Origin of the sequence: Chryseobacterium sp. BGARF1 (assembly GCF_001677955.1) — a bacterium.
GTDB lineage: Bacteria > Bacteroidota > Bacteroidia > Flavobacteriales > Weeksellaceae > Chryseobacterium.
Map to the genome: position 1 here is coordinate 1 of NZ_LELA01000111.1, position 20,618 is coordinate 20,618.

Genomic DNA, 20,618 nt, shown 5'->3' on the forward strand with positions numbered 1-20,618 from the left:
AAAATATTCTTTGTAAATATTATTAAAATCATTCGGATAATTTTTTTTCAAATATTGAAATGCATAACTGTTATTATATTTATAAAGAAGATTAATAATGTTTTTTTTCAAACCATCATCATATTTTTCTACTTCAAATGCTCGGTCATAAACAAGCCAATATAGATCTTCATCGAGTTTTAAAATGTCAGAATTTATCTCTCTTAAAAGAATGTCTTCATTTACTGCTTTAAGATTAATTAATTCAATTTTTTTTTCATCTGTTTCATGAGGTGGTTTTGATGCTTTTCCTCTTACATTGCTCCAGTAGTTATGATAAATAATTGAATAAGTAAAATCTTTGTCAACAATACAACCTGAATGAGTTTGTATTATTTTTTTATGATTAATAGCATCTAAAATTTCTTTCTTTACATTTATAGCTTTGTTTTCATTATCCATTAATTCATCAATAGCATATAATCTAAGTACTTGATTTTTGTGTTTAGTTAATTTTTGAAGTTCTTCCGTTGAAATTATTTTTTTTAATTTTTCAAAATTATAATAATTGCTGTCGTTGCTTAATCCATTTTTTTCAAGAATAGGATTTTCAATACCGTCCCAGCTGTCCAGAGAATTTAATTCTATTATTTTTGAAATTATTTCTTTTTTAGTTTGAGCTATAGAAAGATGTGAAATTCCAATAAAAAGAAAAATCACCAAACGGATATTAATCATCTGCGTGTTTTTTATTTAATTATTTCAAAAGCACCGCAATAATCGCTAAAATAGCAGGCAAAGCTTGAACAAAAAATATCTTTTTCGTTGCTGAAATGGCACCATAAATTCCTGCTACGGCCACACAACTCAAGAAAAATAAAGCAATATTGGTTTGCCATTTTTCATCTTCTATAAAAAAAGACCAGATTAATCCTGCGGCTAAAAAACCATTGTACAAACCTTGATTGGCGGCCAAACCTTTTGTTGGTTTAAACATTTCAGCTGGTAAAGCGGCTTTGAAAACTTCTTTTCCTTTGGTTTCCCAGGCAAACATTTCCATCCAGAGAATGTAAAGATGTTCTAGTGCGACAACTGCGATTAAGATTTTGGCAATGATTTCCATGATTTATTGTTTGTTATTGTAAAACTAAAAAAATAAAGTTAAGTTTGGTTACACAATTTCAAAAATGGAAACCTTCAAAGCACATTTAGATAAATTTATTACCATCAGTGACGAAGAATTTATTTCGATATTTTCTTTTTTTCAGATTTTGGAAGTGAAGAAGAAAGAAAATTTAATGCTTGAAGGTGATTTTTGCAAGTTAAAATATTTTGTTTTAAAAGGCTGTCTGAGAAAATTTTTCGTGAATGAAAAAGGCGTGGAGCAAACCACAGAATTTGCCATCGAAAACTGGTGGATTTCCGATACTTTTGCTTTTGAAAAACAAATGAAATCAGATTTTAATATTCAGTCTGTTGAGCATTCTACGATTTTAGCAATTGATTTCCAATCTCAGGAATTGTTGCTGCAAAAACATCCGATGATGGAGCGTTATTTCAGAATGGTTTACCAAACCGCTTATGCAGCTGCCGAAAAAAGAATACGCTATATTTATGAGATGACGAAAGAGGAATATTACGTGCATTTCAGCACTCTGTATCCTTGGTTTATCCAAAGAATTCCGCAATATTTATTGGCTTCTTTTTTAGGTTTTACTCCTGAATATTTAAGTGAAATCAGAGCGAAATTACGTTCTTAAACCAGTTTAAGATTTTTACGATTCTTAATTCGCAACTTTGTCCTGTTCATAAAAAACAAACGCAATGACAGGCAAAGATTCTATATTTCCACAGTTATTTTTAAGATTGGCAATTTCGGTGACAATGCTTTCTGCAGTGGCAGACCGATTTGGTTTTTGGGGTGATAACTCAGCTTGGGGGAACTGGGAAAACTTCGAAAAGTACACTCGGCAATTAACGTTTTTTCTTCCCGAAACTCTAAGTACATTTTCAGCTTACACGGCTACTTTTTTAGAAATACTCTTTCCTTTGATGCTGATTTTAGGTTTCAAAACAAAAATAGCAGCTTACGGAACCGGATTTTTATTGCTTGTATTTGCTTTATCGATGAGCATTGCTTTAGGAATAAAAGCAGCTTTGGATTATTCGGTTTGGGTAGGAAGCGCGGCGGCTTTTTTATTGGCAACACAAAAAGAATTTTATTTTTCAATAGATACATTAACTAAAAAATCATAAACGTTATGAGTGCAAGAATCAACATGGCAACTGCAGATGCTGCCGCTTACAAAGCAATGATGGGATTGGAAGGATATCTTCAAACCATTTCTTTAAACCATATTCAGAAAGAATTGATCAAGATCAGAGCGTCGCAAATCAACGGATGTGCTTTCTGTCTGGATATGCATACAAAAGACGCAATGAAATATGGTGAAACTCCTCAAAGAATTTATCTTCTAAACGCATGGAGAGAAGCGTTGGAACTTTATACAGAAGAGGAACAAGTGCTTTTGGCAATGACGGAAGAAATTACTTTGATCAGCCAAAAAGGTCTGACTGAAGAAACTTATTATAAGGCTAAACAATTGTTTGATGAAAGCCAGATTGCTCAAATTATTATGGCAATTGTCACCATAAATGCTTGGAACAGAATTGCAATTTCTACCCATTTGCCGATTACAAAGTAAATTTTAGATTTATTTAAAATAACTAATAAAAATCGCTTCCCAATTATTGAGAAGCGATTTTCCTTTGAAGGAATTAATTTTACTGTTTACAATTGAGCTGCAGAACGTTTGCATTTAAAGGCTGTTCGATTTTTCGATCTAATTTTTGATCATTCAAAGTCACATACACTTCCATAGAACCTGTTCCGACATGCAGAGACAAAATGTGTCCGCCAAAAGCATTGAATTGATCATCAGTCGCCACGCCGTGAACGTGTATTGACGGACCTTTTTCGTTCCAGGCGATTGAACCCGTCAAACTTCCCATTTCCACTTTACTGAATGTTTTAGGATTAAATTTTTTAGCATTAAAATCATAAAATCCAAAAGTTACTTCTGATGCAAAGCCAATTCCCGTAAAGCTTGCAGACGGAATATTTTCTGTTTTCGCCAGATTTTCAATATTGGAAATTACATCATCACCTTGTCGCAATACCATCAGATAACCTGTCGGCGTTTTGATGTAACGACAATTGTCTTTTTGTTGTGCTGAAAAAGTATTCGTAATTAAAACTGTAAATAGTAATATAATAGTTTTTAATACCTTCATAATCAATTGAATTTAAATTTTTAGAATGAAATTTTCACACCAAATCAACAATATATTTGCTTAGAAATTAAATTTCTTTTAGTTCAGAATTAATAAAATTCAATTCTTCTTGTGATAAATCGAGAGACATTGTTTTTGCATTTTCAATGGCTTGCTGTGCATTTCTTGCTCCGGCTAAAACTACAGTGATTGCAGGCTGTAATGTTGTCCAACGTAAAACCAATTGAGAAAGTGTAACTCCTTTTTCCTTGGCAATCGGTTCTATTTTTTCTAAGAAAGATTTCACTTTATGTAAGTCGAACTGTGAAAAATAACCGTTTCTGTGATCGTTTTCTTTTAATTGATCTTCTTTGAAATATTTTCCTGTCAGAAGACCTCTTTCCATTGGACTGTAAACGATAATTCCTAAATTATTTTCTAAAGAATAAGGAACTAAATCATTTTCAATTGCACGGTTCAGCATGCTGTAAGAAACCTGATTGCTTGCTAATTTCAGTGTTTTATTGGCTTCTTCCATTTGCTCAATAGAATAATTGCTTACACCTGCTGCACGGATTTTACCTTGTTGAATCAAGAGTTCCATCGCTTCCATAGTTTCACTAATTGGCGTTGTAGAATCTGGCCAGTGCAATTGTAAAAGATCGATGTAATCTGTTCCCAATCTTTTTAAACTTTCCTCAACTTCCTTAATAACATTTTCTTTTGAAGCAAATTTGTACACAGGAAGTATTTTGCTGTCGTCATTTGCATCAAAGAAGAATTCACCTTTTCCATTATTGCTTCCATCCCAAACCAATCCGAATTTTGTCAACAACTGAATTTTCGAACGGTCTTTTCCTTTGATAGCTTCACCAATCATTTCTTCACTCAATCCGAAACCATAAAAAGGTGCAGTGTCAATTGAAGTTACACCATGATCTAGAGAAGCATGAATTGAGTTGATAGAATCTTGTTTTTCATTTCCACCCCACATATTTCCACCGATTGCAAACGCTCCGTGAGTAATCACTGAAAGTTCTAAATCTGTGTTTCCTAATTTTCTGTATTGCATTTTGTCTTTATCTTATTTTTGATTTTGTTTTCAATTTAATCTTAAAATGATTAAAATATTTTCAAATTTTGTCATTCTGACGAAGGAAGAATCTAGGCTCAATTTTAGAGATTCTTCAATCCACTTCGTTTCTTTCAGAATGACAAACATATTATTGGTTGTTTTTTACTAATTATTTTTTTAATTCCTTTAAAATAGCTTCACCCACACTTTTTGCAGATTGAGGGTTTTGTCCTGTAATTACTCTTTGGTCTGTCACAACATGATTTTCCCAAAGTCCAGATTTTTCAAATTTCGTACCTCTTTCTTTCAGTTTATCTTCCAAAAGAAAAGGCACTACGTTTGTTAATTTTACTTCGGCTTCCTCTTCATTGGTAAAAGCGTTGATTTTTTTACCATCTACTAAATACTTTCCATTATCTAGTTTAATATTTACCAAACCAGCCGGACCGTGGCAAACTGCAGCTACAATTCCTCCGTTTTCATAAATTTTTGAAGCAATTTTTGATAATTCGGTGTTGTCTGCAAAATCCCACATCGCACCATGACCTCCTGCATAAAAAATGGTAGAATAATCATTTGAGTTTACTTGCGAAGGCTTTAAAGACTGGTCGATTTTACTTTTGTCTTTACTTTCCCAGAATTCTTTATTGATAGGATCTTTTAAATCAAATCCATCAACAGGAGGAGTTCCGCCTTTCGGACTTACAAAATCAATTTCGTAACCGGCTTTGTGAAGAACTTCCCAAGGATGCGAAACTTCACCCAGATAATATCCGGTTTCTTCGCCGGTGTCACCTTTTTTGTCATGACTGGTCACAACAAACAGAATTTTCTTTTTCATATTTTTTGATTTTTTGGTTTGTGATTGTACGAATCCTACTGTAAATAAAGCAAGAATTAATAATGATAATTTTTTCATATTTAAATAGTTTTTTAACCATTAAGAAAATTTAAGAAGTTTAGAGTATTAAGATTTAGCTGCGCTTTAAGCGGTGTTCTTAAAAAAATCTGTTGATTTTCCTTAATGATTCTTAATACCTTAAATTTTTTTAATGGTTTAATGTTTAAATAATTTCGGTCAAATAAATTTGAGGTTTTTCCTGCAGCTTTTCATCAACCAAATTTCCAAAAGCTTTAATATAAGGCTGTTCGTTATGCTGTTTCAATCCTTCTTCGCTTTTCCAGATTTCGTAGAAAACAAAATGATTTTTATCTTCAATTCCTTGATGAAGTGTGTACAATTCGTTGGCTTCTTCTTTTTTTGTTTCTGTTACCATGTTTTGAAGAACTTCCAAAACTTCGGTTCTGTGCTCTTCTTTTGATTTTATTATTGCGGTAAGATAGATTTTCATTAGACTAGTTGTGGTTTTAATTCTTTTTCAAAAACGTTTGTAAGATGCTCTCTGTATAATTTCATATCGCGCTCGATATTTGCATTTTTTTCGACATCATGGAAGTGGAAACTTTCCATTTTTTCTAAAGAAACGAATGCATTCATTCTGTGAAAACCAAATAATGGTCCATTGTCTACACTTGTTTCGTTGAAAAATTCTCCGGGAAGCGTGAAGGCTGTTTCTGGTGCATTCCAGCTTGTGGTCACCATATATTTTCTTCCGCTCAACATTCCGCCAGTTCCGTAGTTGATTTTTGGATTTTCAGAAGTTCTTCCGTCGCTCATGTAAATTCCTTTTGCGTGACCGGCTGTGAAAACTTCATCAATATATTTTTTCAAACCATTCGGCAACTGAAACCACCAAATCGGAGTGTGGTAAATGATATAATCTGCCCAGACAAATTTTTCCACTTCTTCGTTTTTATTGTAATTGTCGCTTACATTGCTGATTTGTACTTCTACATTTTCGAAATTCTTTAAAACTTCCAATGTGTTTTCTGCAATAGTCTGATTATATTTTCCTCCTGAATGTCCGAAGTTTTGTCCACCGTTGATGATTAATACTTTTTTCATTTTGTATGATTGTTTAAATTTTACTCTGCAAAGTTATATTAGGATTTTGTATAATTAAAATAATATAAATTATATTAAACTATCAGAATAATGATATTTAGAAATGTTGATTTTAAAAATTCTTCATTTATTGCGAAGCCAAATTTATTATTACATTTTATCTTTTACGAATTCCATTTTCATGGTTAAAAGTCATAGTTTGTCTGCGTTAAAATTATTTTCTGTCATGTAAATTTGTTTGATAATTAAAAGAATAATGATACAAATTGCGGTTTTTGGTGATGTGCATGGAAATCTTCCAGCTTTGGAGACGGTTTTAAATGATATTGAAGAAAGAGGGATTCGTCAAAAATATTGTTTGGGAGACTTAGTAGATTTTGCACCTTGGGGAAATGAAGTAATTGAAAAAATCAGGAGTTTGAACATTCCTTGTTTAATGGGAAATCATGATGAGAGAATTGCTTTTGATATCCCTGTAATTCCTTTAAGCAAGCATTCTGAAGAAGAAACCGCTGCGAGATTTTTAGCTATTGATCATTCCAAAAAATACATTACAGAAGAGAACAAAACATTTTTATCAGAATTGCCTTTTCATTTAAAATTAAATTATAAAGTTGGAAAAAAGCATTGGAATATTCAGTTGGTACACTCCAGTTTAGAAAGTAATGATACTTATTTATATGAATCAGAAAATGATGAGGTTTTTCAAAATATGTTGAGTGAATCTCAGTCTGATGTAATTATGATGGGGCACACTCATAGGTCATTTAAAAAATATTTTAATGGAAAATGGGCAATTAACAGTGGTTCTGTTGGTCGCTCGAGAGAAGAAAACCGTTTGGCTTCTTATGTAATCCTGACTTTGGATGAAGAAAAAATCACTCCGGAAATTATTCAATTAGATTATCCACTCGAAAAAGTTGCTCAGGAAATCGAGAAAAGTGAAATTCCGAATTATTATGCTTCTTTCTTAAGAAACGAAAAACTATCAGTATTCTGATTATTTCGTAAATTTGTATCATAATTAAAATAACTATTATGGTTAATTTAGAATGGTACCGCACTTTTAAAGCAATCTATAAAACCGGAACTTTAACCGGAGCTGCAGATTCTCTCTTTATTTCTCAACCCGGAGTAAGTTTGCATTTAGGTTCGCTTGAAGCTTATGTTGGATATAAATTATTTGACAGAACCGGAAGAAAAATGATTCCGACTGAAAGAGGAAAGGTTTTGTTTAATGCGATTTCAGAACCTTTGACTAAGCTCGAAGAAGTTGAAAAAAACTTTCAAAAGTCTACCGAAAAACATACACCAACCATCAGTGTCGGAATGTGTTTTGAGACTTTTCAAACCACTTTAGAACAGTATGTTTCGACGCTGGATTTTAATTTAATTATTAGTTTTGGTGAGTATCCTGAAATGTTGGACCAGTTGGATAAAGGGATTTTAGATTTAATTATCACTCCTAAAAAAGGAACGTCGCCCAATATTCTGCATGAAGCATTTTCTTCCGAACAAATTATTTTGGTAGGCGGAAAAGATATTGATACAGAAAGTTTTGGTGAAGTTTTAAAAACCGAAGATTTTCAAAAAATTGAAAGCTGGCTGAAAAATGAAAAATGGTACGGTACAACCGGAGACATGGAGCATCTTTTTCAGTTTTGGTTGATGAATTTCGGGCATAAACCTAATTTCAGACCCAATTATATTGTTCCAAACTTAAATTCGATTATCCGTTGTCTGAAAGGAGGAACCGGATTGGCCGTTGTTCCTGATTTTTTATGTAAAAATGAAATTGAAAGTGGTGAAATACAACTGATTTGGGAAGGCGATAAAAAATTGGAAAACACTCTTTACTTTGGCTGCAGAAAAAAGACGATGTATCAATCTGAAATCGACCACATCAAAGGACTTTTCCGTCAGGTGATGAGTGGAGTTGAGGTTTAATTTTTAGTGATTTTTTTTTGTTGAAAAAGAAATAAAGAATCAGTTTTTTGCACTAAAAAAGTTTGTTTGAGATTGCGTTACTTCGACACACTCGATAAAAGCTCACTGCAGCTTCTCGCAATGACGATAATAATTCCCCTCCTTTGGAGGGGTGGCGAAAATTTCAAAGAAATTTTTGACGGGGTGGTTCTTTAACTTCAAGATTTTTCACACTATAATCTTTAAAGAATCTAATATAAATTTTTTCGGTTAAAGATTCGTATAGAGATTCCTCCGGAATGACAAACTTTGTATTGATGACAGAATTTGAAATGAAAGACCGAAAATCTAGCCCAGATTGCAGTGAAAATCCTTTTTTTGGAAAAAAAAGATTGTAACGAAAAGCTGGAAAAGCTCCTGAAAAAAGAGAAAAAGATGAGAGTTTGCAGGGTTGAAATACGAGATTCATCCTTCGTCAGAATGACAAACTTTACGGTAAGTGATTTTGAAATGTTCCAAAATTACTATCTTTGCATTACACAAAACCCAAAACATCAGACATGTAGAATTTAATTTCTTTCAGATTTAATAAACAATAACGGGAAATGTTATTGCAGTTTAACATTACTAAAAGAAAGAAATTATGCTTTTTCTACACAATATATCCTTTGGGTTTCCTGCGGGGAATCTGCTTTTTAATTCTATCAATTTAACGATACCTTCTCATTCAAAATCGGCTTTGGTCGGAAGTAATGGCATGGGAAAATCTACCTTGCTGAAAATTATTGCCAACGAAATTGAACCTTTGGCGGGAAATATTAATATCCAAGGTGACATTTTTTATGTTCCGCAGATGTTTGGAAATTTTAATGATTTTACGGTTGCGGAATGTTTGAAAATCGATAAAAAACTTGATGCACTTCAAAAAATAACCAATGGTGAAGTGGATGAAATATATTTTGAAACTTTAAATGACGATTGGGACATTGAAGAACGCTGTCAAAATGCCTTGCAATATTGGAAACTTGAAGATTTAGATTTAAACCAAACTTTGGAAAGTTTGAGTGGCGGACAAAAAACAAAGGTTTTTCTTGCAGGAATTCAAATCAATCAGCCTGAAATTATTTTACTCGACGAACCTACGAATCATCTTGATTTGGAAGGTCGAAATCTGTTGTACGATTTTATTGAAAAAACAAATTCAACGATAATGATTGTGAGTCATGACCGAACTTTATTAAATTTAATTGATACTATTTTTGAATTAAGCAATCAGGGAATTTCAACATACGGAGGTAATTATGATTTTTATGCCGAACAAAAAGAAATCGAAAATGAAGCTTTGCAAAACGATATTCATTCTAAAGAACGCGCTTTGAAAAAAGCGAAAGAAAAGGAACGCGAAACTTTGGAGCGAAAGCAAAAGCTCGATGCGCGAGGAAAAGGAAAGCAGGAAAAATCGGGTGTTGCAAGAATTATGATGAATACATTGCGAAATAATGCGGAGAAAAATTCTTCAAAATTAAAGTCTGTTCATGCTGAGAAAATCAATGATATTTTTGGTGATTTGTGGGATTTGCGTTCGTCGGTGAGAAATGCTGACCAAATGAAAGTGAATTTTAATGATTCGAATCTGCATTCGGGAAAAATCTTGATTTCGGTGGAAGAAATTAATTTTAAATATCATGAAGAAAATCTTTGGAAAGAAAATCTCAATCTTGAAATTAGAAGTGGAAACCGAATTTCTATCAAAGGTTTAAATGGTTCTGGGAAAACGACCTTGATAAAACTGTTGTTGGAAGATTTGCAACCTTTTGTCGGAACTATTTCGAAGTCAGATTTTCAGACGATTTATATTGACCAGGAATATTCTCTTATTGATAGAAATGCAACGGTTTATGATTTTGCCGAACAGTTCAATGATAATGCAATGCCAGAATCTGAAGTGAAAACATTGTTGTCAAGATTTTTATTTGGAAAGGAAACTTGGGATAAAATAGGTGATGTTTTGAGCGGCGGGGAACGTTTACGACTTCTTCTGTGCGGACTTTCCATCAGCAATAAAGCTCCCGATATGATTATTCTTGATGAGCCGACGAATAATTTAGACCTTCAGAATGTAGAAATTTTGACGAATTCTATTAAGGATTATCATGGAACTTTGCTGGTGATTTCGCATGATGAAGTTTTTTTAGAACAAATTGGGGTTGATAAAGAGATTATTTTACAATAACCTGAATTAAGAAATTGAGCAAAATCTTTTACCACGCAAAGATTTTAAATTTTAAACTTATTATTTTAAAGAGCAAAGAATGGCGACAAAGTCGCTAATGAAGCTTGAATGAAACGAGTATTTTATAATTTTTTTGTTCCTTAAAAATTAAGTTTATTTTTAACATTAAGGAATTAAGACCTTTTAACTTAAAGGACTTAATAAAAATCAATTCATTGATTTCTTATTTGCATTTAGATTAATTAGCTGAAATTCTTAATGTTAAAACAAGAATAAACAAAGTTTATTTTAATTTAGAAAATTAAAAAAAAGGTTATAAAAAAAATATTGAATAAATTTTAAACAATTTCTAAGATTAAATATTTTGTGGAGCTTGTAATTTCAAACTTTTGAATAACTATAACCACAATAATATCTTTTGATTTTTTTGTGGTTAATTAAAAAGTTTGAAAATTAAAAAGCTAAAATAGCTTCGTGAGTTGGAGTTACTGAGGTTGTTTATTATAAAAGTTTCAAAATCCATTGATGGATATCATTTAACACGTTTTCTCTGATTTCTTCATTCAATATTTCATGACGCATTTCAGGATATATTTTCATATCTACATCTTTAAATCCGTCGAGCTTTAAATTTTCAACAGTCTTTGTGACGCCTTTTCCAAAATCTCCGATGGGGTCATTTTGCCCGCTTACAAAAAGAAAAGGGAAGGGCTTCGGAATGGTTTGTGCCCAATTTCTCGCCGTTGCTTTTTTGTAAATACTGAATAACGCATAAAACGCATTGTTGGTGAAAGGAATTCCGCAAAGTGTATCCTTAGAAAATGCATTTCTATTGGCGGGATTCAGGCTTAGCCAACTTGTATCGCTAAAGTCTTTATCTTTTTTAAATTTTTTATTATTGACAATATTAAAAATGTTATTGAAAAAAGTTCGTTTTTGAGGAGCGAGTTTATTAGCTAGAGAAAAATAGGTTTTCACCAGATTAATTCCCACCAAAGGTCCGCCTGTTCCAGTAATAATGGCACCCGTAAACTGATTGCTTGTTTTTTGAAGAAGACACCGCGTGATAAAAGAACCCATTGAATGTCCTAAAATAAAATGCGGAACATCAGGATATTGCTCTATCAGAAATTTGCTCATTTTTTCTGCATCTGTGATTAGCTTTTCATCAGGATTGTTGCGTTGAAAAAATCCAATATCTCTTTTATCTTTTACCGATTTACCGTGTCCTAAATGGTCATAAGTCAACACCGCAAATCCTCGATTGGCAAAATATTCTGCAATTTCTGAATATCTTCCACTGTGTTCCTGCATCCCATGAACGATTTGTAAGGTTGCTTTTACAGGAATTTCTTCGGGATAAAATAAAGTGTAAAAGAGTTGGGTTTCATCGGTGGTGTTTTCAGATAAGTATCCTGATTTTTGTAGTGAGCTCATGGTGTGATTATCTTTGGTGGATAATCAAAGATATGGTAATAATTATAATTATTTAACTTCTGATAATGTCCATTTAAAATAAGGATTTGTTTTGATAAGATCAACAAGAGCGTCAGATAAATGATTATAACAAAAATATCTTCCTAAGTTGGCAGGAGTTTGTTCTAAAGTTTCTTCTAATCGCTCTTTAGTATAATAATGACGTTGCTCTCCATTATTTTCATCATGAGTAAAATATTGAATTCTGTTTCTTAATAAAACAGTTATTAGTTCATTGAGATGTTCACCTTCGTCTAATTTATATATATCAGTAATTATTAAATCATAATTGTTATTTTGAATATTATAGTTTTTATAGAAAAGTCTTATTAATCTTTCTTTGTTTAATTTACTGGTTACTTCAACGAGAGCTTCTTCGTCACCTGTACTACTTCCATATTCAAATATTCTTCCGTCTTTTTTTACAAGAAGTATTGGACCTTGACCTACAAGTCTTACCTTTTTATCTTTTGCTTGGTAGCTGAAAACAAAGAGTTCATCATAATCATCTGTATAACTAACTTCAACATGATCTCCAATATTATTTAAAACATATTCTTTGGCTATTTTTAAAAGTTCATCTTTTGAGTTTTCTTGCATTTTATTTTAAGTGTTTTTTGTGAAGATTGTTTAAGAAGTTTGTTCGGTTAAAGTTTTTTATGAAACCCGAGTTTTCGCCTTTTCGCAATTCAAATTGTAATTTTGATTGATTTTTCATAAGGTGTTTTTCAAAGAATTTATTTTCAAATATAATCTAATTAAATGGTAGATTTCTAAATCCAACCACATGATTTCCACCCCACCCAAAAATAAAATCCATCACAAATTTGCCCACCCAATTTTTTAAAAGTAATTTTGCATGAATCTAAAATAAAAGTAAAATATGTCAACTTACGTAGTTGTAGGTCTTCAATATGGAGATGAAGGTAAAGGAAAAATAACGGATGTTTTATCGGCAAAATCAGATTATGTGGTGCGTTTCCAAGGGGGCGACAACGCTGGTCACACGGTTTATGTAGGTGAAGAGAAGTTCGTTTTGCACCTTCTTCCATCGGGAGTTCTTCAGTGCAAAGGGAAGTGTATCATTGCCAACGGTGTAGTGGTAAATCCTAAATCTTTCATTAAGGAGGTGAATCAGATCGAAAGTAAAAACATGAGAACTGATCACATTTTCATCAGCAGAAGAGCGCATGTTATCATGCCTTACCACATTCTTTTGGATACTTACCGTGAGGAAGAGCACGGAGGAACACAAATCGGAACGACGAAAAAAGGAATCGGACCATGTTATGAAGATAAGATCGCAAGAATCGGTATCAGAATGGTAGATCTTTTGAATCCTGAGATTTTAAGAGATAAAATTGAGAAAAACTTAAAAGTTAAAAACTCTCTTTTCGAAAAATATTACGGAAAGCCTACTTTGGATGTTGAAGAAATCTACAATGAATATTTAGAAATCGGAAAGCAGCTTCAAGACAGAATCGTAGATACTGAATTAGAATTAAACGAAGCAATCAGAGACGGTAAAAACGTATTGTTCGAAGGAGCGCAAGCTTTGATGTTAGACATCGACTTCGGAACATATCCTTACGTTACTTCATCTTCTCCGTCAACTGGAGGAGTTTGTACAGGAGCGGGAGTTCCACCAACGTCACTTCAAAACTTGATCGGTGTTGCAAAAGCATACTGTACAAGAGTTGGAAACGGACCTTTCCCATCTGAATTAGACAACGAATTGGGTGAGAAGATCAGACAGATCGGAGGTGAATTCGGAGCGACTACAGGTAGACCAAGAAGAACAGGTTGGTTAGACCTTGTTTCTTTGAAGCATGCTTGTATGATCAATGGGATCAATAACTTGGTAATTACGAAATTAGACGTTCTTACAGGAATTGAAAACCTTAAGATCGTTACACATTACAAAACAGAAGACGGAAAGATCATCGATTATTTCACATCTTCAACAGAGAAATTGTACAACTACGAACCGATCTACCAAGATCTACCGGGTTGGAACGAAGATTTAACGAAAGTAAGAAGCTACGACGAGCTTCCTGATACTGCTCAGAAATACATCGAGTTTATCGAGAAGTATTTAGGGATCAACGTATATTTGGTTTCTGTAGGTCCTGAAAGAAGTCAGAACATCATCAGAAAAGAATTATTCTAAGGAATATTTTCAAATAAATAAAAAAGAGACTGTCAATTTGATGGTCTCTTTTTTTATGTCATTGCGAGAAGCGAAGCGACGAAGCAATCTTTATAAAGCCTGTCATTCAAAACGAAGGGAAAGGACAGTAAAGTAACCTTATTTTCAATCATGTAAACTTCCAGCACCCTTTTTTTTCTGAAGCTATTTCCCGCTGTCCACTATATCTTTTTTGTTTTCCCAAACTTTATTTCCTTTGCCAAAAAACAAAAAAGGATGTCGTTCCCATCGGGGCTAGGAAAGTAGGTTTCTTTTAAAAATTAAGGGTGTAACGAGTCTTTTTCGCATTCTAAAACCACCCCATCAAAAATTCTTCCGAATTTTCGCCACCCCTCCAAAGGAGGGGAATTCAAAAAGCTATTTCAATCATTATGTTTATTCTCGATCATGTAACTTCCATCAACTATCAACTATCAACCAACCTCAAACCTTATCCATAAAATAGTTAAATTTTAAACTTTAACACTGATTTTGATATAAAGTTAAGTTTTTGTTAAGTTTTTGGCAGAAATTTTGATAGTGCTTTAAAGATTATTTCAAATAGTATTGAAAACTGATAATCTATATATTAACAATTTTAATTTTATAGTGATGAAACACCTAGAACACAACCAGGAATTTCGACTGAACGAAATCCTTTTCGAAAACCGTAACAAAGCGTATGGGGCGTATGTATTAAGAACAGAATCAGACAGGATTTTAACCAAAGCATTTTTTATAGGTGTCGGTTTATTGGCTGCAGTTTCTATTATTCCTGCTGCAATTTCTGCTTTTAATTCTACAGAAACAACACCTCCGCCTTTTGTTCTTCCACCACCAATAGAGATAATGGATATTCCAGATACTCCTCCTGTAGTTTTACCACCACAAACGGTAACGCCACCGCCTCCGAGTGTAAAACAATATGATGCTACGGTTGTTACTCCAACAAGAAATGCAGATGAGAGTAATATTGTAAAAGATATTCCTGATGATGCGATTGCTGGTGTGAAAAATGATTTTACAGCGCCACCAGCAACACCAAATATTCATATTCCTGTCGCTACAGATTCTGGACCTGGAACGGTTGTTCCGCCAAGAGTTGTTCCACCAACTGTAGTAAAAGACCCAAATGAAATTGAGACTGAATTAAGTGTAGGCGCTAAATTCGAAGGAGGTATTGATGCTTTCAGAAATAAAGTGATGAATAAGTTTGATGTTTCTGCTTTTCAAGATGAAGCAAGTGTTTCTACAACAGTTACTTTCATTGTAGAGAGAGACGGTACTATTTCAGGTATTAAAACCAACGGAAAAGATGCTTCTTTCAACGCTGAAGCCATCAGAACCATTAAGGCTGTAAAAGGAAAATGGGAGCCGGGTAAAAATAAAAAAGGGGAATCTGTAAGAAGTTATTTTAAGTTTCCAATTACCATGAAATTTGATAATTAATTATCTTAAATGCGAATCTCAATAGTTATCCACAAAGATTTATTTTTGTGGATAATTTTTTTTATGTCTAAAATGCTTGTTAACAATATTTTAACTCTATTTTCATTTTACTCATTCCCCAAGGGCAGAGAAAAATGTGTATTTTTGAAACTTAAAGTTTGAGCAATGGCAAAAATTATAGGTATCGCTAATCAGAAAGGTGGAGTAGGAAAGACTACTACTGCCGTAAATTTAGCTGCAGCATTAGGTATTTTAGAGAAGAAAATCCTGATTATTGATGCAGATCCACAGGCAAATGCAACATCGGGTCTTGGTGTGGAAGATGTACCCTATTCTACCTATAATCTTCTGGAGCGCAGTGTTGAAACCCGAAACTGTATTCAGCGAACAACAACTCCTAATTTAGATATCGTACCTTCTCACATTGATTTGGTAGCTGCCGAAATTGAATTGGTAGATAAAGAAAATCGTGAGTATATGTTGAAAAAGGCATTGGAGGAAGTAAGAGACGATTACGATTATATCATTATCGATTGTGCACCAAGCTTAGGTTTGATCACGGTCAATGCTTTAACCGCAGCAGATTCTGTGATCATCCCGATCCAATGTGAATATTTTGCTTTGGAAGGTCTTGGTAAACTTTTGAATACCATTAAGAACGTTCAGAAGATCCATAATAAAGACTTAGATATCGAAGGATTGTTGTTGACGATGTACGACAGCCGTTTGAGACTTTCTAATCAGGTGGTGGAAGAAGTAAATTCTCACTTCCCGGAAATGGTTTTTGAAACGATAATCAGCAGAAATGTAAGATTAAGTGAAGCACCGAGTTTTGGTGAAAGTATCTTAAATTATGATGCTGAAAGCAAAGGTGCCATTCAATACATTCAGCTTGCAGAAGAGGTTTTATTGAATAACGAAAATTTAGTAAAAAATTAAAAATCAAAATAAGCCAATAGCATAGTATGAAGGACAGAAAAAGAGCGATGGGACGTGGTTTGGGAGCAATTTTAAGTGCAGAATCCAAAGCTACGGTCAATACAGCAACTGATGAGGGAGCAGATAAGTTTGTTGGAAACATCATGGAGGTTTCCATTGACGACATTTATCCTAACTCAACACAGCCTAGAACTTATTTTGACGAAAAAGCATTAAACGAATTAGCACAGTCTATTACAAACCTGGGCATCATTCAGCCTATTACCTTAAGAAAAGAAGGGGAAAAGTTTGAAATTATTTCTGGAGAAAGACGTTTCAGAGCAAGTAAAATTGCAGGATTAACGAGTATTCCGGCATATATTCGTCTGGTAAATGATCAGGAGTTATTAGAAATGGCTCTTGTGGAAAATATTCAACGTGAAGATCTTGATGCGATTGAAATTGCTTTAACGTATCACAGACTTTTAGAAGAAATTGGCCTTACTCAGGAAAATTTAAGCCAAAGAATAGGAAAAGACAGAAGTACAATTACCAACTCAATCAGATTGTTGAGATTAAGCCCGGATATTCAGAATGCTATTCGTAGCGGAGAAATTTCTGCAGGTCATGGTAGAGCAATTATCAGTCTTGAAAATGAAGAGCTTCAGCAGGTTTTATTTGATTTAATTATCAAAGAAAAATTAAATGTACGCCAATCTGAGCAAGCGGCTACTGCATTGAAAAATCCAAAATCTCCAGCGGCAAAAAAAGCGAAAGCAGAGCTTTCAAACAATTATAAAAGAGCTCAAAAAGCCATTTCAGATATTCTTGATGTAAAAGTTGAGATAAAAACAACAGGAACCGGTAAAAAAGGCAAAATCGTTTTAGATTTTAAAAATGAAGATGAGCTGGAATATATTTTATCTCATATTAAATAAATGAAAAATATTCTTTTTACTTTTTTTCTTATTTCTTCAGGACTGGCTTTCTCGCAAACCAATCCTAGAGATACCATCAGGCTAGAACATTATGCGACAGACAGTATTCCTGCTGCAAAACCACAGGCTGAAGCTAAGGTGGTTGCGGATATTGAAAAAGCAAATGCACCTGCCGCTTTAAAAGTAAAAAAGCTAAACCCTACAAAAGCAGGTCTCTATTCTGCGGTTTTACCGGGGTTAGGACAAACCTATAACAAAAAATACTGGAAAGTGCCAATTGTTTGGGGAGCTGTAGGAACGGGAGTTGGTATTGCAATCTGGAACCAGAATCAATATAAAAAATACCGTGAATATTATGTCGCAAAACTTAATGGCGCTCAAAACGACTTTTTAGATAGAAATCCGACTCTTGATAAAGTGGCATTGGGAAATGCACAGGATAGGGTAAAAAGACAGAGAGATTATGCGATTGCAATTACAGGTTTAATCTACATTTTAAATATTGTAGATGCTGTAGTAGACGCACATTTGTATGAAGGTCGTAAAGACCCAGATTTAACATTAGCTCCTGCGGTAATCTATGATAATCTTAATACTAATCCTCCAAAAACAGGGTTGGCTTTAAGTTTCAGATTTTAGAAAAAAAAATAATAAGATAATACGTTTTAATTTTATGAAAATAGCATTAGTTGGATACGGAAGAATGGGGAAGATAATCGGTGAGATTGCTTCAAAAAGAGGTCATGAAGTCGTTGCCCGATTAAAAGAAACTCCTACTGCTGAGAATCTTAATAATCCGGATGTGGTGATTGAGTTTTCACTTCCAGAAGTCGCTTTTGATAATATTAAAGCTTGTCTTGAAAATAAAATTCCGGTAATTTGTGGAACAACAGGTTGGCTAGAAAGAAAATCTGAAGTTGAACAGTTAGCCGTTGAAAACGAAACTGCATTTTTATATGGCTCAAATTTCAGTTTAGGAGTGAATTTATTTTTTGCTTTAAACGAAAAATTGGCTGATTTAATGAAAAATGTAAACGAATATTCTTGTCAACTGGAAGAGATTCATCACATTCATAAGCTTGATGCGCCAAGCGGAACAGCAATTTCTATTGCGGAAGGAATTATTAAAAACAATCCAAAATTTGAAGCATGGAAACTGGAAGAAACTCAGGATAAGAATTTGGGTATTTTTGCCATCCGTGAAGATGAAGTTCCGGGAACTCACTCTGTGTATTACAGAAGTGAAGTAGACGAAATTGAAATAAAACATACCGCATACAATAGAAGCGGCTTTGCTTTGGGAGCGGTAGTTGCTGCAGAATGGATTAAAGATAAAAAAGGAAACTTTACAATGAAAGATGTTTTAGGACTCTAGATTTGTAACAAAATCCCTACATTGCAAACTAATACAAGTGAATGGTGAATTGTCAATAGTGAATCTATTATCATTTATCGCTCATTATTAATCATTTATAGTATAGATTAGGCACAAAAATTTATGAATTATTTTTTAACGTACACAGTTTATGTTCTCATCTTATCAGTATTGATGGGGATTTCCACTTGGAAGCTGTTTAAGAAATTAGGGTATAGTCCGTTATTCGCATTTATCCCTTTCTATAATTATTTCATTATTCTTAAAGAAACTAAACACCCTAAATGGTGGGCGATCTTGTCATATTTACCCATTGTAGGTCCTATTATGATGAGTGTTTTTCATTTGTACTTAATGAAAAAGTTCGGGAAAAATCTATTCAAAGACCAATTGCTGACGGTGATTTTACCGTTTATTTACATGGCAACGGTAAATTATTCTAAAGATACCGAGATTGAAGATGAAAATGACTTGTATCTAACGGAAGAAGAGAAAAATGCGAAAAAGAAAGATACCTTTATGGGATCGATCACTTTTGCCGTTGTTTTTGCAACCATTATTCACGTTTTTGTAACACAGCCTTTTGGTATTCCAACGGGTTCAATGGAAAGAACTTTATTGGTAGGTGATTTCCTTTTTGTAAATAAATGGAGCTATGGTTACAGATTACCTATGCGTCCTGTAGCAATACCTTTCTTACAGGGAACTATTATGGATACTGGTGAACCGGGAAATCCTAAAGACGATCCTAAGTCTTATGTTGAAGCGATAAAATTACCATACGAAAGAATTTTCCAATTTAGTAAACCTCAGAGAAATGACATTGTCGTTTTCAACTATCCGAGAGATTCTGTGCATGTTTCATTAGACAGAGCTGATCCTTATGTAAAAAGATTGGTTGCAGTTGCAGGAGATACTTTTGAAATGAGAGATGGAAGACTTTTTGTGAACGGAAAACCTGAAACGGTTTTAGGTGATCAGGAAGTTCAGCATAGATATATTGCAACTACAGGAAGTCAACTGGATATTCCAAGTTTATACAATACTTTTGGATTTTTACCGGTTCAGGAAATTCCAAACGGAAATGGCTTTATTTATGCTTTTCAGGGCCTAACCAATAAAACGGCTGCAGAGATCAAGAAACTTCCACAAGTTATTGATATGAAAGAAGATGTTCAGCCAAAAGGTGAATCAGCAATTGCATATCGTGACGAAGCAAAAACGAAAATAGATACAACAAATTCTATTTTCCCTATCAATAGCGGATGGAATCAGGATCAATATGGACCACTGAAAATTCCTAAAAAAGGGGATGTTGTTACGCTTAATGAAAAGACTTTGCCTGAATATCAGTGGATTATTAAAAACTACGAACATAATTCATTAGAAAATAAAAACGGAAAAATTTTCATCAACGGAAAAGAAACCAATCAATATACCATTCAGCAGGATTATTATATGATGGTGGGAGACAACAGAGATGCTTCTTTAGATGCGAGATTCTTTGGTTTTGTTCCTGAAGAAAATATCGTTGGTAGACCGATGTTTACCTGGATGAGTTTACAGGGTGCTTTTAAAGATTCAAGCTCATCTTATCAGGCTCCATTCAAAGTTCGTTGGGATAGAATGTTTAAAGCAACCAATACAGGAGAAGCCAACAAAACTTCTTATTGGTGGATTGCAGCAATGATACTTGTTCTTTTCTTTGGCTGGGAATATTTTGTAAAATTATTCGGAAAGAAAAAAGAAGACGAGATATAATTAAAATTTAAAAATAAATAAAATGAAGTGTTTGAAAAAATGCTTCATTTTTCTATATAAT

22 protein-coding genes are annotated in these 20,618 nt (G+C 33.4%); 13 read left to right on the top strand and 9 right to left on the bottom strand.

Annotation, left to right across the window (positions count from 1 at the left end; genetic code table 11):
• Both AB671_RS19345 and AB671_RS19350 read right to left on the bottom strand, forming a co-directional pair.
• Window positions 1–717, bottom strand: a 717-nt coding sequence (locus tag AB671_RS19345; RefSeq protein ID WP_157444266.1) for a hypothetical protein, incomplete at its 3' end; no start/stop codon positions are given.
• Window positions 718–736: 19 nt separating this feature from the next.
• Complete coding sequence (locus AB671_RS19350; protein ID WP_066764878.1) at window positions 737–1,102, bottom strand: DUF1304 domain-containing protein; 366 nt, start codon at window positions 1,100–1,102, stop codon at window positions 737–739.
• A 64-nt stretch (window positions 1,103–1,166) separates the two neighbouring features.
• Between AB671_RS19350 and AB671_RS19355 the strand changes: the two genes are divergently transcribed.
• The 3 genes from AB671_RS19355 (at window position 1,167) to AB671_RS19365 (ending at window position 2,684) form a co-directional block, all read left to right on the top strand.
• Window positions 1,167–1,739 (top strand): Crp/Fnr family transcriptional regulator, encoded by a 573-nt coding sequence (locus AB671_RS19355; RefSeq protein WP_066676106.1) that lies wholly within the window; start codon window positions 1,167–1,169, stop codon window positions 1,737–1,739.
• A 64-nt stretch (window positions 1,740–1,803) separates the two neighbouring features.
• Complete coding sequence (locus AB671_RS19360; RefSeq protein ID WP_066676104.1) at window positions 1,804–2,235, top strand: DoxX family protein; 432 nt, start codon at window positions 1,804–1,806, stop codon at window positions 2,233–2,235.
• Window positions 2,236–2,240: 5 nt separating this feature from the next.
• Window positions 2,241–2,684, top strand: a complete 444-nt coding sequence (locus tag AB671_RS19365) for a carboxymuconolactone decarboxylase family protein (RefSeq protein ID WP_066676099.1) — start codon at window positions 2,241–2,243, stop codon at window positions 2,682–2,684.
• Window positions 2,685–2,763: 79 nt separating this feature from the next.
• Here the strand turns inward: AB671_RS19365 and AB671_RS19370 are convergent, their stop codons facing one another.
• The 5 genes from AB671_RS19370 to AB671_RS19390 all read right to left on the bottom strand — a co-directional run bounded on the left by AB671_RS19370 (window position 2,764) and on the right by AB671_RS19390 (window position 6,293).
• Entirely contained in the window at window positions 2,764–3,273 is a 510-nt protein-coding gene (locus AB671_RS19370; protein WP_066676096.1) for a PPC domain-containing DNA-binding protein, read from the bottom strand.
• A gap of 67 nt (window positions 3,274–3,340) precedes the next feature.
• Window positions 3,341–4,324, bottom strand: coding sequence for an aldo/keto reductase (locus tag AB671_RS19375; protein ID WP_066676092.1), 984 nt, complete (start codon window positions 4,322–4,324; stop codon window positions 3,341–3,343).
• A gap of 172 nt (window positions 4,325–4,496) precedes the next feature.
• Window positions 4,497–5,246, bottom strand: coding sequence for a type 1 glutamine amidotransferase domain-containing protein (locus AB671_RS19380; RefSeq protein ID WP_082987363.1), 750 nt, complete (start codon window positions 5,244–5,246; stop codon window positions 4,497–4,499).
• Between the two features lie 145 nt (window positions 5,247–5,391).
• The gene (locus tag AB671_RS19385) at window positions 5,392–5,679 is read right to left on the bottom strand and encodes a putative quinol monooxygenase (protein ID WP_066676090.1); all 288 of its coding nucleotides are present in this window, start codon (window positions 5,677–5,679) and stop codon (window positions 5,392–5,394) included.
• Window positions 5,679–6,293, bottom strand: a complete 615-nt coding sequence (locus tag AB671_RS19390) for an NAD(P)H-dependent oxidoreductase (RefSeq protein WP_066676086.1) — start codon at window positions 6,291–6,293, stop codon at window positions 5,679–5,681. Before AB671_RS19390 ends, AB671_RS19385 begins: the two co-directional genes overlap by 1 nt.
• Before the next feature lie 256 nt (window positions 6,294–6,549).
• Between AB671_RS19390 and AB671_RS19395 the strand changes: the two genes are divergently transcribed.
• From AB671_RS19395 to AB671_RS19410, 3 genes are all read left to right on the top strand, one after another.
• On the top strand, window positions 6,550–7,293 hold the full coding sequence (locus AB671_RS19395; RefSeq protein ID WP_066676084.1) for a metallophosphoesterase family protein: 744 nt from the start codon (window positions 6,550–6,552) through the stop codon (window positions 7,291–7,293).
• Window positions 7,294–7,331: 38 nt separating this feature from the next.
• A complete protein-coding gene (locus tag AB671_RS19400) occupies window positions 7,332–8,240 on the top strand; it encodes a LysR family transcriptional regulator (RefSeq protein WP_066676082.1) in 909 nt (302 codons plus the stop codon).
• A 622-nt stretch (window positions 8,241–8,862) separates the two neighbouring features.
• On the top strand, window positions 8,863–10,452 hold the full coding sequence (locus AB671_RS19410; RefSeq protein ID WP_066676080.1) for an ABC-F family ATP-binding cassette domain-containing protein: 1,590 nt from the start codon (window positions 8,863–8,865) through the stop codon (window positions 10,450–10,452).
• Between the two features lie 501 nt (window positions 10,453–10,953).
• Here the strand turns inward: AB671_RS19410 and AB671_RS19415 are convergent.
• Together AB671_RS19415 and AB671_RS19420 are read right to left on the bottom strand one after the other, a co-directional pair.
• Complete coding sequence (locus AB671_RS19415; RefSeq protein ID WP_066679478.1) at window positions 10,954–11,889, bottom strand: alpha/beta fold hydrolase; 936 nt, start codon at window positions 11,887–11,889, stop codon at window positions 10,954–10,956.
• 48 nt (window positions 11,890–11,937) lie between these two features.
• Entirely contained in the window at window positions 11,938–12,528 is a 591-nt protein-coding gene (locus AB671_RS19420; protein ID WP_066679479.1) for a hypothetical protein, read from the bottom strand.
• A gap of 283 nt (window positions 12,529–12,811) precedes the next feature.
• On the opposite strand from AB671_RS19420, the gene AB671_RS19425 reads away from it, so the two are divergent.
• The 7 genes from AB671_RS19425 to lepB all read left to right on the top strand — a co-directional run bounded on the left by AB671_RS19425 (window position 12,812) and on the right by lepB (window position 20,557).
• A complete protein-coding gene (locus AB671_RS19425) occupies window positions 12,812–14,098 on the top strand; it encodes an adenylosuccinate synthase (protein WP_066679480.1) in 1,287 nt (428 codons plus the stop codon).
• A gap of 630 nt (window positions 14,099–14,728) precedes the next feature.
• Window positions 14,729–15,565, top strand: a complete 837-nt coding sequence (locus AB671_RS19430) for an energy transducer TonB (protein ID WP_066679481.1) — start codon at window positions 14,729–14,731, stop codon at window positions 15,563–15,565.
• Between the two features lie 165 nt (window positions 15,566–15,730).
• Window positions 15,731–16,504, top strand: a complete 774-nt coding sequence (locus AB671_RS19435; RefSeq protein WP_066679482.1) for a ParA family protein — start codon at window positions 15,731–15,733, stop codon at window positions 16,502–16,504.
• Window positions 16,505–16,530: 26 nt separating this feature from the next.
• Complete coding sequence (locus AB671_RS19440; RefSeq protein ID WP_066679483.1) at window positions 16,531–17,421, top strand: ParB/RepB/Spo0J family partition protein; 891 nt, start codon at window positions 16,531–16,533, stop codon at window positions 17,419–17,421.
• The gene (locus AB671_RS19445) at window positions 17,422–18,060 is read left to right on the top strand and encodes a DUF5683 domain-containing protein (protein ID WP_066679484.1); all 639 of its coding nucleotides are present in this window, start codon (window positions 17,422–17,424) and stop codon (window positions 18,058–18,060) included.
• 34 nt (window positions 18,061–18,094) lie between these two features.
• Window positions 18,095–18,796, top strand: coding sequence for a 4-hydroxy-tetrahydrodipicolinate reductase (dapB, locus tag AB671_RS19450; protein WP_066679485.1), 702 nt, complete (start codon window positions 18,095–18,097; stop codon window positions 18,794–18,796).
• 123 nt (window positions 18,797–18,919) lie between these two features.
• A complete protein-coding gene (gene lepB / locus AB671_RS19455; protein ID WP_066679486.1) occupies window positions 18,920–20,557 on the top strand; it encodes a signal peptidase I in 1,638 nt (545 codons plus the stop codon).
• Window positions 20,558–20,618: the final 61 nt, after the last annotated feature.